Source organism: Dyadobacter endophyticus (assembly GCF_014641595.1).
Classification (GTDB): domain Bacteria; phylum Bacteroidota; class Bacteroidia; order Cytophagales; family Spirosomataceae; genus Dyadobacter; species Dyadobacter endophyticus.
This window is the reverse complement of the sequence record NZ_BMIA01000005.1, coordinates 378383-395774: the sequence shown is the minus strand read 5'-3', so window position 1 is coordinate 395774 and position 17392 is coordinate 378383. Positions and strand designations below refer to the sequence as shown.

The window sequence follows — 17392 nt, the reverse complement described above, 5'->3', positions numbered from 1 at the left end:
GCTTTCTTTGCAGAAGAAACTCGCGGCCAGCGAAATTTCGCAACAAAAGGATGAACCAGAAAAATAGCCTTAATCTTAATCTCCAACAACTACCGTGAGACCGGGAAAGGTTATGTTTTGATAAGTTTCAAACCCTTTCCCTCACACGGAAAGGGTTTTATATTGCCTGAAATATTGTTAAATTCGTGTCCCATAAAAAAATTAATACCCACCAATGAGTAATCGAGTTCAGATCTTCGACACTACTTTACGAGACGGCGAGCAGGTACCGGGCAGCCAATTGACCACTGAGGAAAAGATTGTTGTTGCCACACAACTCGAAAAACTGGGGGTAGATATTATCGAAGCCGGTTTTCCGGTGTCAAGTCCTGGGGATTTCCGTTCTGTGGTAGAGATTTCCAAAGCTGTTCGCGAACCCATCATCTGTGCGCTGTCACGTGCGGTGCAAGGCGATATCGACGCTGCGGCCGAAGCATTGCAGTACGCCCAGCGGGCACGGATTCACACGGGCATCGGTTCGTCGGACATTCACATCCAGCATAAGTTCAACACAACACGCGAAAAGATTATCGAAAGGGCGATTGCGGCTACGAAATATGCCAAATCGAAGGTAGAGGACGTTGAGTTTTATTGCGAAGACGCGGGTCGTGCAGACCTCGTTTTCCTTTCACAGCTTGTAGAAGCGGTGATCGGCGCAGGTGCGACGGTGGTGAATATCCCGGATACAACAGGCTATTGCTTGCCCGACGAGTACGGAAACAAAATCAAATACATTTTCGAACACGTTTCGAATATCCACAAAGCGACTATCTCGATCCACTGCCACAACGATCTGGGCCTTGCTACGGCGAACTCCATCGCAGGTATTAACCAGGGTGCGCGCCAGGTAGAGGTGACTATCAATGGTATCGGCGAGCGCGCCGGTAACACTTCGCTGGAAGAGGTGGTAATGGCATTGAAAGTACACCAGGAGCTGGGTCTTGAAACAGGTATTAACACGCAGCACATTTACCCGACGAGCCAGCTTGTCTCGAAAATGATGCGTATGCCCGTGCAGGCGAACAAGGCGATCGTTGGTCGCAATGCATTCGCGCATTCATCGGGTATCCACCAGGACGGCTTCCTGAAAAACAACCTGAATTACGAAATTATGAACCCGCAGGATGTGGGTGTAGATAAATCCGATATCGTTCTGACTGCCCGCAGCGGACGCCACGCATTGAAACACCGCCTGGAATTGCTTGGGTTCTCCTTCGAAAAATCTGCCCTGGACGAACTGTATACAAGGTTCCTTGAAGTAGCCGATATCAAGAAAGAAGTAAACGACGGAGATCTGGTTGAACTGGTGCGTACAGCCGAAGCAGTTTAATTAGAATATCCTTAGAATTAGTTAACAGCTTGAACCTGAATTTGATGTTTTAAAGAATTTTTTGTAAGATTACATATTCAATAACATCCATCAGATTGTAAAAAGCCCTCGGTGATTCTGACTAAGGGCTTTTTCTTTGTTTTACAGAATAATGGTGCGGTTGTGGTGGATGAAAACACGGTCGTTAAAAACCAATTTCAACGCCTTTGACAGAACTGCTTTTTCGGTATCTTTTCCCAAAGTTGCCATATCCGAAGCGGTCAGTTTGTGATCCACCTCCTTAACATCCTGCGCGATGATCGGGCCTTCATCCAGGTCATTATTCACAAAATGCGCGGTTGCCCCAATAATCTTCACACCGCGCTCGTAAGCCTGCCGGTAAGGGTTTGCCCCGATAAATGCGGGTAGGAATGAATGATGAATATTCACGATCCGGTTCGGGAAACGCTCCACAAATTGCGGCGTGATGATGCGCATATATTTCGCCAACACAACGTAATCGGGCCTGTAAATATTCAGAGTTCTTAATATCGCCTGCTCATGCTCCTCGCGTGTTTTGTTTTCATGCGAAACAAAATGAAAAGGTATTCCAAACTTACTTACCAGCGGCTGCAACGAGTTATAATTGCTTACTACCGCCAGAATCGTAGCGTCCAACTCGTTGAATGCGTAGCGGATAAGCAACTCGCCCAGGCAATGATGTTCTTTGGTGACCATCAGCACAATATCCTTGTTCTTTTTAGGATTAATGCGAAGGTTCAGGCCTGCCGGCAATTCGGATTGAAGAGCCTTTAACAGCTCGGGAATATCGGTGTCGCCCTCGAATTCAGTACGCATAAAGAAATAGCGCGATGGGCTTACGTACTCGTCGTTACTGATAATGTTCTGATTGTGGGCAAAAAGAATGCGGGTAACATGGTAGATCAAACCCTTGTGATCGGGGCCGTCCATTAATAAGATATGTCGTTGACTCATGAAGGGGCTTGCTTGTAGCGCTTATCGAACTTCAAATATACAACAGAAGCGGTGGTAGTAGCGGCCCGGACCGGGCGCATTTGAATATTTTTGTAACTATTCAAAAGGCATCTGTGTTTACCAAAAATCCAGCAGTATTTAAAGTTATGGCAGAGACATTATTTATACCAACTGATACCAGCAGAGCTGAGATTTATAAAGCACTTTTTCCACAAATCGAAGCGCTTGTCATTGACGAAAGCGACCTTACTGCCAACCTCGCGAATATAGCAGCAGTTTTAAAGGAAGCATTCGGCTTCTTCTGGGTAGGTTTTTATTTGGTAAAGGAAGGGCAGCTCGTACTTGGCCCGTTTCAGGGGCCGATCGCCTGCACGCGGATACCCTTCCACAAGGGCGTGTGCGGCGCGAGTTACACGCGTGCTGAAACGATTATCGTGCCGGATGTAGAGCAATTTCCGGGACACATTGCATGCAGCTCGGCATCGCGCTCTGAGATCGTAGTGCCTGTTTTCCATAGAAATGGAACATTAGCAATGGTGCTGGATGTGGATAGCGATCAACTCGACGATTTCAGTGAAGCCGACCGGTTCGAGTTAGAAAAGATTGCAGCCCTGATAACCAGAAAGCTCTGACTATCAATAAAAAACCTCGCACAAGCATTGTGCGAGGCCGCTTGGGCGAGGGTACTTTTGCCCTGCCACGGAATGTTTTCAATGAGTGTCAGTTCAATGAGAACATGGGCAAGCGAAGGGCTACCACATTATTGAACATAAGCTTGGTTATTTTGGGATCCATATAATCGATCAGCGGAAATTCCGAGACGAGTGACATTACTTCAAATTCTGTTTCTGCTCTTACCACGCACCAGAGCCGGGAGTAATCGTCGGACAAAGCATAAGACATCAGCCTTCCTTGCTCCATCAGTTCATTTATCTTTTTTCTCTGAGCAGGTATTTTTGCTGTGAAATCTTCCGACATGACAGCCGGCAGCTGGATTTCAACCATATATTGGCTCATGGGCGATAGATTTTAGGTTGTACTTATTAAATGATATGCGCCACTGAATAGTTCCTTGGCGTAAAGTAGCCAACATTTGGCAATAGTTTTACGAAGTGTTCCAACCATTTTCATAATGAGGGTGTCAGACAATTTACGACGGGCTCGTGAGAGCGAGTCGGATCATAACGCAACAGTAATCGGCTATCTTATGGGTAGAGGTGCTGAATTTTTTTACAAACCGAACGAAGCACCCCTAACCTTCGGATGACGTTTAACGAACAGGAACTGGTGAAAGGCTGCAAGCAGCGCAACCGCATCGCCCAGAAACAGCTATACGATGTTTTTGGGGGTAAGTTGTTTGCTATTTGTATGCGCTACACGAAAAACCGCGCCGACGCGGAAGACGTGTTGCAGGATGCCTTCATCAAGATTTACGAGAATATAGATTCTTTCAGGGCCGACAGCCCGCTGGAATATTGGCTCAGATCGGTGGTAGTGAATACAGCGCTGAACCATTTGCGGCAACAGAAATACCTGAAAGAGCTGGATGACATAGATATACATCATAATGGTTTGTCCGACAGGGAGTTTACCCTCGGAAATTTTCAGATGCAGCAGTTGATGGAAATGATCCGGGAACTACCGCCCGGTTGTCAGACGATCTTCAATCTGTATGCGATTGAAGGTTACCAGCACAATGAGATCGCCCAGATGTTGGGTATCTCCGAAGGAACGTCCAAGTCGCAGTACTCGCGTGCAAGGATGTTGCTTCAACAAAAATTGAACAAAGAAAAAAGATTTGATGATGGATCCGTCCAACATAAACAATTTTGAGGAACAGTGGAGAAAGGCCTTGAAAGAGGCCTCCGAAGCTCCCCCGCCATCGGTGTGGGAGGGTATCGAGGCGCGTCTTGACGGGGAACAGGAAAAAGTTACTCCCCTTTGGTGGCAGTCACCGAAAATGTGGTATGCAGCCGCGTCCATTGCGGCATTGCTGCTGGTAGGCGGCGGGCTCTGGTATTCAGGCGGCCAGAAAGACAAGGTAGAAGTGGCAGTGAGCACAAAACCGGTTCAAAAAGCTGAAACGGAGCCTGCTAAATCCGTGGAAGAGCAGCCAAATGCGGTTCAAGGCCAGGATAAGGAAGAGCTCGCAGCAACTGTTGAACAAGGCCCAATTGCCGCAACAGGCAGTGAGCCAACCCGGAGTGATCTGAAAGGTGGTATCGCCGGAAACTCAAATACTGGTATCGCAGCAGCAGCCCGGACAAATGCGCGTGGCAAACAGAATGAGCAGCATGCGGATAACATTTCTTCGGCGGCAAGCATCATCCAGGAAAGGCCGGCAAGCAACAATCAGGATGTTATTGCGAGTAAAACAGAGCCTGCTAATGGAACCGTTGAGGTTTCTGTTGAGAATAGCAACGCCGCAGTGGCTGCGGTGCAAAACCAGGCGACCTCTGCGGAAATGCTGGCGTCCTTGCCCTATAACGACCTGGATGTTTACGTTCAGAAGCGTCATGTTTTTTTCCGGCCCGAGGTCAGAATAGAAGAGCCGGTTAAAACCACAAAACCTAAGGAGTATTATGCAGGAATAGGCATTATGCCCGCCTCGTTTAATCCTAATGTGAAATTGAGAGAAGCCCCGCAGGCTTTCATGGCGCAGTCGGTGAGCCAGAAGCGGTCGGTTTCCGGAACCAGCGAGGCGCGTGCTTCGTATGCCGTGCAGACGCAGGGTGGGGTGCGCTTGTCGAAACACTGGTCTGTGGAGACGGGAGTAAGCTATCTCCGGGGGAATTCGGCCTACGAGGGTGGCGGATATGTACTGAATGCATATAACAGTGCGGCGTCCAATGTGCTGGAAAATGCATTGGCAGCCAATAATCCTGCTTTGAGCGATAAGGCGGCCGGCTTTAACAATGGTGCATTGTATATTGATGTGGCCAAGAAGGTCAGCAATAATTACCAGTATTTGCAATTGCCGGTTCAGGCGGGCTTTACTTTAAACCCCGATAAGAAATTCAGCTATTCGGTATTGGGCGGGATGATGGCGAACTTCTTTTTAGTCAACGAACTGGAATCTGCGTCGGGAGATATTATTAGAACAACCGCCAGTGATGAAATATACCGTGGCACAAACTGGGCCGCAACAACAGGATTGCGGTTGAATTACAAGCTTTCTGCCAACTGGGGCGCTAACCTGACGGGCTCGTACCAGAAAGCGGTTTCATCGAGCTTTAAATCCAATCAAAGCCTCGATTCCAGACCGTATTTGTATGGCGTTTCGTGGTCGGTCCGCTATTCTTTTTGAGATAATTTTAAATAGTTTCCAACCAATGCCGGTTGATTTGAATCTATTGATTTGTGGGTTGATTGTGGAGAAAGAAGATATTCTTGCATCTGTTAGCCATGAAAATTTTAAAGAAGTCGATCACCGTTCCGATGCTGGCAGCCGTAATGCTGTTTGGCTGTACAAACGATAATGTTGGTCCGGATAACGAGGTGAATCCGGTTGAAATACCGGCCTTGGTTTCGAACGGGACCACTTCTTTCGCATTTGATTTTATTCACGCGTTACAAAAAACGCAACCGGCGGACGATAATTTCTTTGTATCGCCGCTCAGCCTGCACATGGCTTTGGGAATGCTTTTAAATGGAGCCGAAAAAGAAACTGCCGGCGAAATTCAAAAAGCATTAAATATGGATGCCGTCGCATTGGCTGATTTGAATGCGGCATATAAAACATTGATCAACGATTTGCCCGTCGCCGATTCGAAAGTGAGTTTGGGATTAGCGAATTCGGTTTGGTATAGAAATGACTTTTCCGTTGAAAATGATTTTCAATCTGTTCTGAAAGACTCGTTTGAATCGGAGGTAACAGGTTTGCCATTTGATGATGCCGCAAAAGATCGCATTAACAAATGGGCAAGCGACAAGACCAACGGTAAGATCAAGAATGTTCTTGACAAGATTCAGCCACAACACGTAATGTTCCTTTTGAATGCATTGTATTTCAAAGGCGATTGGCAAACCAGGTTTGATCCCAAGAAAACGCAGGACGCACCGTTCAGGATGGAAAACGGACAAAGCAAGAACGTCAAAATGATGTATGCCGAATCCGATTTCAAAGTAGGCTCAGGAAGCAATTACAACGCTGTTCGCCTTCCATACGCCAATGGGCAATTCAATATGACCTTGCTCATTCCGAAAGGTCAAAGTACAGTCGATGAAGTGCTGAAAGGAATCACCGGCGAAGGATGGTCGGGTCTGAATAGCGGGATGGCAGAGCGGGGTATTACAGTAGGTTTACCCAAGTTTACAGTCGACTATTCAGCTCAATTGAAGGAGACATTGCGGGGAATGGGTATCAAACGCGCATTTGAAGATAGCGCACAACTGGGTAAGATCAATAAAGCAGCCGAACTCTATGTCGATTTTGTGAAGCAGGATGCCTACCTGGGTATCGACGAGCAGGGAACAGAGGCAGCAGCAGTGACGACAATCGGTGTCGGCCTTACTTCCGCCGGGCCCGAGTCACCAAGGTTCATTTGTGACCGCCCATTTGGATTGGTGATCAGTGAAAATACTTCCAATACCATTCTTTTCGTAGGCAGGATCAAAAATCCGGAATCGAAATAACAGTGCTGAAAAGCATTTAAAAATATCAAAGATAAAAAATACCGGTTCGCCGGTATTTTCGGGGTGCGTTATCGTCCGAAGGCCTTGCTTTCGGACGATTTTGTTTTGTATTCCAACTAATTACAAAAAAACAGTGTCCTGCATTTGTCGAAGTCATAATATAATTTTTACAAGCCTCTAATATCTAACCGTATGAAACCTAAACTTTTACTGTTATGCGCCGTGGCATGGCTTTGCTGGTCATGCAACGATCAATGCAAGGAGACACGCGTAGTGCGTCGGTTTAGTAACGTGACACATTCTTTGATGGAGCTCCGGACGCAGGTAAAGGCCGAATCGCCGCGTACCTTAGAGCAGCCTGGAAAGATGTATGTGAAAGGCAAGTATTTATTTGTCAATGAAATAAAAAAAGGGATTCATATTATTGACAACGGCAACCCTGCCAACCCCAAATTTGTGACATTCATTAATATTCCGGGGAATGGCGATATCGCCGTTCGCGATAATGTTCTCTATGCCGATAGCTTTTCAGACCTCGTTTCAATCGATATTACCGATCCCGCTGCCCCGAAAGAAGTAGGTAGGGTTAAAAATGTATTCAAGACAGGCCTTTTCGACGGAGGCGGCTGGTCGCTGAACGAATCAGTCGGCTCTATTACCGATCAGAATGTTGAATGGGTCACCGAAACGGTAACCGTTAATTGCGAAGACAACGTTCCGCCCATGACGTGGTGGGGCGGCATCTGGATGCTGGCCGATAGGGTGTCTTTCAATAGCTCATCGTCGGCTTCGCCGCAATCCTCTGGTGGTACCAGTGGTCAGGCAGGCTCGATGGCGCGTTTTGCATTGGACCGCAATTTCCTCTACGCGGTCAGCCAAAGTGACTTGCATCTTTTTAAGATCGACAAACCTGCACAGCCGGCCGACTTCGCCACGGTGAATCTGGGCTGGGGCATTGAAACCATTTTTCCCTACGACAATAAACTCTTTATAGGCTCTTCCACCGGGATGTTTATTTATGACAATACCAACCCGGCAGAGCCGAAACAGCTCTCGAACTTCCAGCACGGCCGCGCCTGCGACCCCGTGGTAGTGCACGAAAACATTGCGTATGTGACGCTGCGTACAGGTACCGCATGCGGAGGCGGGCAGAACCAGCTGGATCTCGTCGATGTAAGCAATCCGGCGGCTCCACAGCTTATTAAAAGCTATCAAATGGAGAGTCCACACGGCCTGAGTATCGATTTCCCGACGCTTTTCCTTTGCGAAGGCGAACATGGTTTGAAGGTCTTCGACGTGACCGACAAGTTTTCAGTGGACCGCAACCAGCTGGCACATTTCAAGGATATGCATGCCTATGATGTGATTTCACTAGGCAAAACATTGATGCTCATCGGCGAAGACGGATTTTACCAATATGATTCGTCGAATCCGAAAGATTTGAAAATGCTGAGTAAAATTCCGGTTGGAAAAGCGATTTGATATGAAAAAGATCGCCTACTTTCTGCTATTGCTGGTCAGTTCGGTGTCTTACGGGCAGACGGCCAGGGGCGTGAGATTTGTCAACCACACCGAGTTCGGTGGATTGTTCGGGAGGGTCAAATACCAGAATCCTTATGCCGGAAATGGCGATCAGGTCGATAGCAAAACCAGCCTCACGGTTCAGACCTTTAATGGAGTCCAAATCAACAGGAAGTTGTCGGCTGGGGTAACGCTTGGGATGGATTGGTACAAGACGGCCTTGCTGAACCCGATCGCCGGCGGTGTTCGATATGATCTCCTCGGTCGTAAAAACGTGCAACTGTTTGGAACAGTCGATGCCGGTTATGCATTCGCGTGGTTTCACGACGATCCCGACGGCGCCGATACGAAAGGCGGACTGATGGTAAACCCAGGCGTAGGGATGAAGGTAGGAAAACCGGGAGTCGCTGCATTTACGATTGCATTAACCTACAAAAGACAAGAGGCGCACGTTACCAAAGTGCCTTTGTGGGACCAAAAAGAGCGGTTTGAAGACCGGGTTTACAACAGGCTGGCATTGCGGTTAGGGATCAGTTTTTAAAATAGATGAGCCATGAAAAGGATCGCGTTTTTATTTCTCTGCGTCTGTTTTCTTGCATTAACTGCATTCGAATGCGGGGGTGGCAAGGATTGTTGTGCATTTCCGCCATGTTCGGAAATCGCTTCATTGAAAGGAGCCTGGCGCCTGGATTACTTCCAGAATACCGCGACGGGTGCAGTGGACAAAGACCCGGAGATCAGTGGCAAAAGTGTCGTTTTCAGCTTTTCCGATGATCAAAGGAGCGGAACGATTGAGGGCCATACTTTTGTGAATACGATTAGCGGGGCTTATACGCTGGGGGCAAATTGTACCTTCAGAATAACCAGCTTTGGCGGAAGCAAAGTAGGTGAGCCGGAATGGAGCCGGAAGGCCTGGCTTCCATCTGATTCAACAGGCGGTAAGGGGAAGTATCACGTATCGGGCGATAAGTTGATCCTCAAATTCGATCAAAACCCCGAACAGCTTGTTTTCAAGAAAGATAAGTAAGGTATCCGGCGGAAAGTATCAGATCTCCGATTGTATTTTCCGCCGGATATCAATTGATTTTTCAAATTCCGCGATTTCCCGTACAAACATTTGATGCCCGCGATGGTACCAGTCCCTGAATTTCTCCGACTGGTCAATATGCTTCGGCAGGTAATCAAAAATCACTGAGAGATCGAACGATCTGGACATTACTCCTGCGCCCGATATAACCCCATCTATCGCATTGCATTCCTGCTCGAAGTGGTTAGGGACAGGCACCATCATCACAGGTTTCCCGAGATACATGGCCTCGCAAACAGATTCGAAACCGGCCGTGGTAACCAATGCGCGGCAATTTGCGAGCATTCGCAGGTATTTTTCGCTGTTGATTTGGTGAAAAGTAAGTGTACTGTCAAAAACAAATTCCTCCGATGCATCCGGGTTGTCCCAAAAGCAGTGCAACTGCACATCCTTATGCTTCCGATGCCAGTCGATGACCTGCGTGCTCAGGCTGTGGTGCGTCATGTACACGAGTATAAATGAGCCCTTTTGCGGAATGAGGCGTGTAACTTCCTTGCGGAGCAATGGAGGTACGACCGTGATTTTAAGATTGGGGGCCGAGGGCATTTCCCGGAAAGATAATGCAAGCCGGTTCGCCGAAAGCCACGACGTCGACTTGGAGTTGAGGTTGATCAGGAACTGGTTGACCCGGCTGTGTTCCGGAAATATAAACTTCGGATGAAGCAAAAGGTATTGATGCGCAATGCAGACCATCGGTATGCCGGAGCGGTAGATCATGTTATAGAGCCCGCCGTAGGTATCGTAGAAGCTCACGATCAGGTCGGGGTTGATCCGCCGAACCGTTTCGTGGATGCGGTGAAGGCTTTTGAGGTATTTGGGCAAATGTGCCAGATGTGTGGCAATCGTGCGGCCTACATTCATGCCGCCGCCCTGGGCTTTGTAAATGATATTGGGCGCGGCGAAATGATGTACCGGCGCAAAGATCTGCTCCTGGAAGAATGAAGGGATATTCCGACCCGGAGACGTCCCTACCATCGCGCCCACAACCTTGTGTCCCGCACTACGTAATACCTGGCCGAGCGAAATGGCTTGCGTCAAATGCCCCCGGCCCTCTCCCTGAACCAGAAAAAGGATTCTCATAATTATAGATAGCGCTGATTCCGCCCCGTTAGAAAACCGGTGAACGCCACCTGCTTTTCCATGCCGGGGAAGTTTTCAACGACTTTTTTGGTACTCGTTTTTTTTACAGGCTTCTCGACGATCTCTTGCTGGTCGTAATAGAGCAGGCTCCAGTTACCGTCGAAATCCTCTACCAGCGCGCTCAGGGTTTCGACCCAGTCGCCGGAGTTCATGTACTTGATACCGTCGATTTCTCGGATCGCCGGATGGTGAATATGCCCGCAGATCACGCCGTCGCAGCTGCGAGAGCGGGCGAGCTCGGTTAGTTTCTCTTCAAAGTCGGTCATGTAGTTCACAGCCATTTTTACCGATTGCTTCACACGTTGCGACAAAGAGTAATAGGAGAGGCCGCGCCATGCGCGGTATTTGTTGTAAAATTTATTGACCCACAGGAGGAACGTATAACCGATATCGCCCAGGTAGGCCAGCCATTTCAAATGCGTGGTAATGGAGTCGAAAACATCGCCATGGGTAACATAGAACCGCTGTGTACCGGAAGTGAGTATGTAGTCTTTCCGGATCTGGAAATGCTTGCCAAGGCGCAGGGGGATAATCTGGTCGAGGAAATCATCGTGGTTTCCGCGGATGTAAATCACTTTCGTTTTGTTGTCTTCTATCATTTTCAGCACGCGCTTGAAGAAAAGCGTGTGCTTCCGTTTCCAGACACCATATTTTTTCAGCTGCCAGGCATCGATAATATCACCATTCAGGATAAGCTTTTTGCAAGAATAGTTTTTCAGAAAATTGGTGACTTCTTCTGCCTTCGAGCCTCCGGCGCCGAGGTGAATGTCGGAAATGATGATCGTGCGAAAGTGAGTTGTATCTCCCATGATACAAATTTTCTCATTTTATATTAACTGCATATTACTGGCAGGTTATCAGTTGGTTAAGTTTATATTCAAAACTAGTTCTACGAATCAATTTTGAAATATTTGCAGAGTAACTATGAGTTTCTTTAAAAGAAAAACATCATTTTTACTATTGGTATAACTCATCAACCCTAATGAAAAAACTGTTTACGTTTCTATTGTTTTTAGGCACGCCCGCGTTCGCGCAGCAAGTTTATTTGCCGCATGAGGTAGAAAACAAGGCCGAGCCGGCGGGGGGCCTTGCTGCACTCAATCAGTTTGTCAATTCCAACCTTCAGGTACCTTTTTCTTCATCTGTGAAGGGCGTGAATGGCCGGGTTTATCTCAAAGGTGTTGTACAGCCAGACGGGAGTATGAGCGACATCGAGGTAACGCGCGGGATCGACACGCTGTGCAATGCGGCGGCTGTGAATGTGCTCCGTATGTATCGCGCCTGGCGACCCGCAACGCTGGGAGGGCAAAAAGTGCGGCAGACGGTATTTTTCCCCGTGACATTCAAAGCGGACGCCAAACCGACCTACGACACGGCAAGGCGGGCATTTGTGGACTATTTCAACGAGAACTTCGCGCCAATCGATTCCGCACGGGCCAAATACCGCCGGACAATGCCTGTCGATGAACGGGGATTTGTATCCGGGGATGTGGCTTACGAAGAAGCCATGAGGAGAAAATGGAAGCGGCTCGGCGAGGCGAAATTTGCCAAAACGCCAATCCGCTACAAATCGCGTTTTGTAAACCCGGAAAGGGACTCAATACCTGCTTACCGCATTTCTGCCCGAGATTACAATGAGGCCAGCCATGCTACCGAGGTCACATTCGATTCCGACGGGCATATACTTTCTTACGTAGAATATGGTGTGGATGGAAAAGCATCGCTTATCAAGGATTATGACCTAACCGGCATGGTAAGGCATCAGCAACTCCTGACCGATTCGCTAGTTACGGACGTCTACTGGGACTCCAACGGGCAAATAAGGGCTCACAGAGATTTTCCTATCAACAAAATGGGCGTAAAGGACGAACCGTTTCTGATGAATTCGTGGGGGCCGGATGGCACACAGTATGTAAAAAACGGCGAAGGATATTGGCGGGCGGTTGGTGAAACGCCACACGGGAAATGGCTTTTTGAGCAAGGAAAAGTTGTGAATGGGATCAAGGAAGGCAAGTGGAGCGGAAAATTGGCCGATAGCACCCAATACTACGAGGAGATTTACGATCTCGGACAATTTAAAAGCGGGATTTCCTGGGTAAATGGCGAAAAAACAGAATATACCAAACCGCAGGTGCAACCTGAATTCAAAGGTGGGATCAAAGAATTCTATAAGTTTCTGGGCATGAATATTCGCTATCCTTCCGCAGCGGCAAGGAGTGGTGTTGCAGGGCGTGTGATGCTTTCATTTGTGGTATGCGAAGACGGGTCTATGTGCGAGTATAAAGTGGAGAACCGGGTCGGCTACGGCCTCGATGAGGAGGCATTGAGGGTTGTGAAGCTCATGAACGGGAAGTGGAACCCGGGGGAGCTGAGGGGCCAAAAGGTAAGGGTTAAATACAATGTCCCGATCAATTTCCAGATAGAAACCAGTCACCAGATGATCATCCATAGGTAGAAGCATATATTTAGCCATTCATCCCTTCCCGGAGCCGGTCACAGGCCCCGGGAATTTTTTGTACCAAATAGCTTAGGAAATTATAGGGAGTTTGATAATATTGTGATATTAATTTAATATCAATTTAAACCAGCTATGATCGAAAAGGAATTACGCTCAATCTCTGGCTATCTGCTGTTTGTGATAGGCCTGGCGCTGCTTTTTGGTGGCTTTGTGTATTTTATAACCACCGGTAGTCCGGTTACGGGGATCGTCATTGCGGTAACCGGATTTATCATTCTCATCGGACTCACGGTCATTAACCCGAACGAAGCAGTGGTAACCACTTTTTTTGGCGACTACATGGGTACTATGAAGCAAAATGGGTTGCGCTGGGTAAACCCGCTGTTCCGCAGAAAAAAGATCAGCCTCCGTGCCCGCAACCTGAACGGCCAAAAGCTGAAAGTGAATGACAAGCTAGGTAACCCGATCGAAATCGCGGCGGTGGTCGTGTGGCGCGTGGGAGATACGGCCAAATCCTCGTTTGAAGTGGACGACTATGTGAAATACGTCGAAATCCAGTCGGAAGCGGCCGTGCGGCATTTGGCGGGGATATATGCTTATGATTCGATGGAAGACGAAGAGGCGAGCACCCAGGAGGTGACGCTGCGCGATGGCAGCGGGAAGATCAACGAAATGCTCGAAGCCGAGCTGACCGAACGTTTGAGTCGTGCGGGGATCGATGTCCTCGAATCGCGGATAAGTCACCTGGCATATGCGCCCGAGATTGCGGGTGCGATGCTGCAACGCCAGCAAGCGTCGGCAGTAGTGGCGGCGCGGCGCCAGATCGTGAATGGGGCAGTTGGAATGGTGGATATGGCTTTGGCCATGCTTTCGGAGAAGGGTATTGTCCAGCTCGACGAGGAGCGTAAGGCGGCGATGGTGAGTAATTTGCTGGTAGTTTTGTGCGGTGAGAAAGCGGCGACACCGATTCTGAACGCCGGAACTTTGTATCCATGATATGGCGGAGAAAAAAGCATTTGTTTTGCGGATCAATCCTGATGTGCTACGGGAACTCGAGACCTGGGCACAGCAGGATTTCCGCAGTTTGAACGGCCAGATCGAGTTTTTGCTGAGTGAGGCATTGAAAAAACAAAGGCGCTCAAAATCAAAGGGACACGATGAGGACGGTGCAAAAGATTAATTAAAATGTTAAAATTGCACTTATATAGTTGTCGTACTAATTTTTTTAAGCTCACATGAAGCAAATAATCAGGACACTTTCATTAACAATCCTCTCCTTTCAGCTTTTTGCGCAGATTCCCGACACATTTCAATGGCTGCCCGACGGTAGCGGCTACCGCGATGCCGGCGATGGCCAGATCGTGGAGGTAACATTGCCCGCCAATCAGGAAAAAGTCATTGTTTCATCAGCGGAGCTCACGCCGCAAGGGGGCGCGCCGTTGACTATCCGCAGCTATTCCATCAGCAAAGCCGGGGATAAGGTTTTGGTTTATACCAATACCAAACGGGTGTGGCGCTATGACACCCGCGGCGATTACTGGGTGTACGATATGACAGCCAAGACCCTGAAACAACTCGGGAAAGGCTTGCCGGAGTCGTCGCTGATGTTTGCTAAATTTTCGCCCGATGGCAAAAAGGTCGCGTATGTGAGCAAGCATAATGTATATGCTGAAGACCTGACAAGCAATTCGATCAAGCAATTGACGACCGACGGTACCGACCGCGTGATCAATGGTACATTCGATTGGGTATATGAAGAGGAATTCGACTGCCGCGATGGTTTCCGTTGGAGCGACGACAGTAAATCCATCGCCTACTGGCAGCTCGATGCCCGCAAGATCCGTAACTTTTTGATGATCAATACCACGGATTCCATTTATTCATTCAATGTGCCTGTGGAATATCCGAAAGTAGGTGAAACACCTTCTCCGTATAAAATCGGTGTGGTGGACATCGCTTCGGCCCAGACCAAATGGATGAACATCCCTGGTGACCCACAGAATACCTACGTTCCACGCATGGAATGGTCGGGAATGCCGAACGAGCTCGTGATCCAGCAATTGAACCGCAAGCAGAACGAGAGCACATTGATGTACATCAATACCACCGACGGGAGTGCCAAACCATTTTATAGTGAAAAGGACGAAGCCTGGATTGATATCAAAAGCCGTTGGGAAAGTGATCCGATGGGCTGGGACTGGATCAATGGCGGTAAGGAGTTTTTGTGGGTAAGCGAGAAGGACGGCTGGCGCCATACTTACCGCGTGAGCCGAGACGGAAAGAAGGAAACACTCATTACTGCGGGCAATTTTGACATGATCAACCCCGTCCGCATCGACGAGAAGAACAATACCTATTATTTCATGGCCTCGCCTGACAATGCGACGCAGAGCTATTTGTACAAAACCACGCTGGACGGCAAAGGAACGCCTGTACGCATAACCCCGGCCGATCAGGCAGGAACGCATGCTTACGACATCTCGCCACTTGCCAAATTTGGTCGCCACCAGTTCTCAAATGCCAAAACATCACCTTTGGTAGAATGGATTTCCTTCCCTAAGCACGTTTCGATAGACCCAAACAGTTCCATTGCGCAATCAAAAGACAAAATCAATTCCTCAAAAGCGAATATTGAGTTTTTCAAAGTAAAGACCGACGAAGGCGTGGAAATCGACGCATGGATGGTGAAACCTACCAATTTCGATGCCGGCAAAAAATACCCGATCGTGTTCATGGTGTATGGCGAAGCAGCCGGAAGTACTGTGAAGGACGTTTGGGGGACCGGCCGCAACCGCTTGTACGCAGGCAGTATGGCCGATGACGGGTACATCTACGCTTCCATCGACAACCGGGGCACGCCGTCGCCCAAAGGTGCCAAATGGCGCAAGGCCATTTACCGTAACATCGGCCGCATCAATATCAAAGACATGGACGGTGCTGCTACTGCCATGTTCAAACAATTTGCATTCATTGATACCAGTCGCGTGGCAGTACACGGATGGAGCGGTGGCGGTTCGTCGACTTTGAACCTGCTATTTCAATATCCGCAGCATTTCAAGACCGGGATTGCGGTAGCTGCTGTGGCCAATCAGCTCACTTACGACAACATTTACCAGGAGCGCTACATGGGCATTCCGCAGGAGAACCGCGAGGATTTTGTAAAGGGATCACCGATTACCTACGCTAAAAATCTGCGTGGAAATCTGCTGTATATTCACGGGACCGGCGATGATAATGTGCATTACCAGAATGCAGAAATGCTTGTTAACGAGTTGATCCGGGCTAACAAGGTCTTCCAGTTTATGCCTTATCCCAACCGGACGCACAGCATTTCGGAAGGTGAAGGTACCTCGCGGCATTTACAGTCACTGTTTACAGATTATTTGAGAAAGAACTGCCCTCCGGGAGCGAGATAATGCTGGGAAAGATATTCTGCGTAGTAGGCCTGGCGGGAATACTCCCGCTTGGCTGCCTCGCGCAGCTGAGCGAAGGTACGAAGGTCGGAATTAATACAGGCACCGGGCTGGATGCTCCGAAATCTGGCGTTTTTTGGACGTCGCCGGCGGAGCAGTCTGGCGTGGTCGGCGATTTTTATATTGATTCACTTTGGCATGATGGCGATGTAAAACTGATGAAGCCGGTCGCGCAAATAGGCGGGCATGAATCGGACTCAATTGCGGGGATCAGCATTCGTTACAATGTTCTCAACGAGGAACTGGAAGTACTGGCCGATAAAGCGAAGAAGGACATTCGTGTGATCCGCGGGAGCCAGATCAAAAGTTTCACGATTCGTCATGAGCTCGGAGATGTCAGGTATCTAAACCTGGCAAGTAATGATCCGAAAGGAGAATCAAAGGGTTTTGGAGCAGTGCTTGCCTCAGGCAGGGTTACGCTTGTGAAAGTGTATAAGCCAAAAATCACCCGACCGAACTATAACCCCAGTTTTGGCACAGGTGAAAAGAACACGGTTGTTCGGCTTTCGACAGCTTATTACCTGCTTTCAGGTTCAGGAGTGCAAAAGGTTAATTTGAATAAAAAGAGCCTTCTGCCGCTGTTAGCAGACAGGAAGCCGGAAATGGACCGGTATTTGAAAGAACACGATCCGGACTTCAAAGATGAAACGCAAGCAGCAAGCCTTATTCAATATTACAATTCCAAATAGAAAAAGCCTTCCGGAACTACTCCGGAAGGCTTTTTACTTCTGTTA

The 17392-nt window shown here is 48.5% G+C and carries 17 protein-coding genes; 13 read left to right on the top strand and 4 right to left on the bottom strand.

Annotation, left to right across the window (positions count from 1 at the left end; all coding sequences use genetic code 11):
* Positions 1-214 precede the first annotated feature (214 nt).
* Complete coding sequence (locus IEY24_RS28635) at positions 215-1369, top strand: 2-isopropylmalate synthase (protein ID WP_188938704.1); 1155 nt, start codon at positions 215-217, stop codon at positions 1367-1369.
* Between the two features lie 141 nt (positions 1370-1510).
* On the opposite strand, the gene purU is transcribed toward IEY24_RS28635, so the two are convergent.
* The gene (purU, locus tag IEY24_RS28630) at positions 1511-2344 is read right to left on the bottom strand and encodes a formyltetrahydrofolate deformylase (protein ID WP_188938703.1); all 834 of its coding nucleotides are present in this window, start codon (positions 2342-2344) and stop codon (positions 1511-1513) included.
* 146 nt (positions 2345-2490) lie between these two features.
* Between purU and IEY24_RS28625 the strand changes: the two genes are divergently transcribed.
* Positions 2491-2976, top strand: coding sequence for a free L-methionine (R)-S-oxide reductase MsrC (locus IEY24_RS28625; RefSeq protein WP_188938702.1), 486 nt, complete (start codon positions 2491-2493; stop codon positions 2974-2976).
* A gap of 88 nt (positions 2977-3064) precedes the next feature.
* On the opposite strand, the gene IEY24_RS28620 is transcribed toward IEY24_RS28625, so the two are convergent.
* On the bottom strand, positions 3065-3361 hold the full coding sequence (locus tag IEY24_RS28620) for a muconolactone Delta-isomerase family protein (RefSeq protein ID WP_090149248.1): 297 nt from the start codon (positions 3359-3361) through the stop codon (positions 3065-3067).
* A 246-nt stretch (positions 3362-3607) separates the two neighbouring features.
* Between IEY24_RS28620 and IEY24_RS28615 the strand changes: the two genes are divergently transcribed.
* The 6 genes from IEY24_RS28615 (at position 3608) to IEY24_RS28590 (ending at position 9527) form a co-directional block, all read left to right on the top strand.
* Positions 3608-4177, top strand: a complete 570-nt coding sequence (locus tag IEY24_RS28615; protein WP_188938701.1) for an RNA polymerase sigma factor — start codon at positions 3608-3610, stop codon at positions 4175-4177.
* Positions 4146-5651, top strand: a complete 1506-nt coding sequence (locus IEY24_RS28610; protein WP_229223316.1) for an outer membrane beta-barrel protein — start codon at positions 4146-4148, stop codon at positions 5649-5651. Before IEY24_RS28615 ends, IEY24_RS28610 begins: the two co-directional genes overlap by 32 nt.
* 98 nt (positions 5652-5749) lie before the next feature.
* The gene (locus IEY24_RS28605) at positions 5750-6979 is read left to right on the top strand and encodes a serpin family protein (protein WP_229223315.1); all 1230 of its coding nucleotides are present in this window, start codon (positions 5750-5752) and stop codon (positions 6977-6979) included.
* A 192-nt stretch (positions 6980-7171) separates the two neighbouring features.
* Positions 7172-8461 (top strand): LVIVD repeat-containing protein, encoded by a 1290-nt coding sequence (locus IEY24_RS28600; protein WP_188938700.1) that lies wholly within the window; start codon positions 7172-7174, stop codon positions 8459-8461.
* 1 nt (position 8462) lies between these two features.
* The gene (locus IEY24_RS28595) at positions 8463-9041 is read left to right on the top strand and encodes a hypothetical protein (RefSeq protein WP_188938699.1); all 579 of its coding nucleotides are present in this window, start codon (positions 8463-8465) and stop codon (positions 9039-9041) included.
* Positions 9042-9053: 12 nt separating this feature from the next.
* Entirely contained in the window at positions 9054-9527 is a 474-nt protein-coding gene (locus IEY24_RS28590; RefSeq protein WP_229223314.1) for an META domain-containing protein, read from the top strand.
* A gap of 18 nt (positions 9528-9545) precedes the next feature.
* Here the strand turns inward: IEY24_RS28590 and IEY24_RS28585 are convergent, their stop codons facing one another.
* A complete protein-coding gene (locus IEY24_RS28585) occupies positions 9546-10667 on the bottom strand; it encodes a glycosyltransferase family protein (protein ID WP_188938698.1) in 1122 nt (373 codons plus the stop codon).
* A gap of 2 nt (positions 10668-10669) precedes the next feature.
* Positions 10670-11536 carry a UDP-2,3-diacylglucosamine diphosphatase gene (locus IEY24_RS28580; RefSeq protein WP_188938697.1) on the bottom strand — a complete coding sequence of 289 codons (867 nt, stop codon included), beginning with the start codon at positions 11534-11536 and terminating at the stop codon, positions 10670-10672.
* Positions 11537-11709: 173 nt separating this feature from the next.
* Here IEY24_RS28580 and IEY24_RS28575 point away from each other — a divergent pair, with 173 nt between their 5' ends.
* The 5 genes from IEY24_RS28575 to IEY24_RS28555 all read left to right on the top strand — a co-directional run bounded on the left by IEY24_RS28575 (position 11710) and on the right by IEY24_RS28555 (position 17347).
* Positions 11710-13182: an energy transducer TonB gene (locus IEY24_RS28575; RefSeq protein ID WP_188938696.1), complete on the top strand. Its 1473-nt coding sequence runs from the start codon at positions 11710-11712 to the stop codon at positions 13180-13182.
* A gap of 135 nt (positions 13183-13317) precedes the next feature.
* Positions 13318-14181 carry an SPFH domain-containing protein gene (locus IEY24_RS28570; RefSeq protein WP_188938695.1) on the top strand — a complete coding sequence of 288 codons (864 nt, stop codon included), beginning with the start codon at positions 13318-13320 and terminating at the stop codon, positions 14179-14181.
* A 1-nt stretch (position 14182) separates the two neighbouring features.
* Entirely contained in the window at positions 14183-14365 is a 183-nt protein-coding gene (locus tag IEY24_RS28565) for a type II toxin-antitoxin system antitoxin (protein WP_188938694.1), read from the top strand.
* A gap of 55 nt (positions 14366-14420) precedes the next feature.
* The gene (locus IEY24_RS28560; RefSeq protein WP_188938693.1) at positions 14421-16601 is read left to right on the top strand and encodes a S9 family peptidase; all 2181 of its coding nucleotides are present in this window, start codon (positions 14421-14423) and stop codon (positions 16599-16601) included.
* Entirely contained in the window at positions 16601-17347 is a 747-nt protein-coding gene (locus IEY24_RS28555; protein ID WP_188938692.1) for a hypothetical protein, read from the top strand. The genes IEY24_RS28560 and IEY24_RS28555 overlap by 1 nt, the downstream gene beginning before the upstream one ends.
* Positions 17348-17392 lie beyond the last annotated feature (45 nt).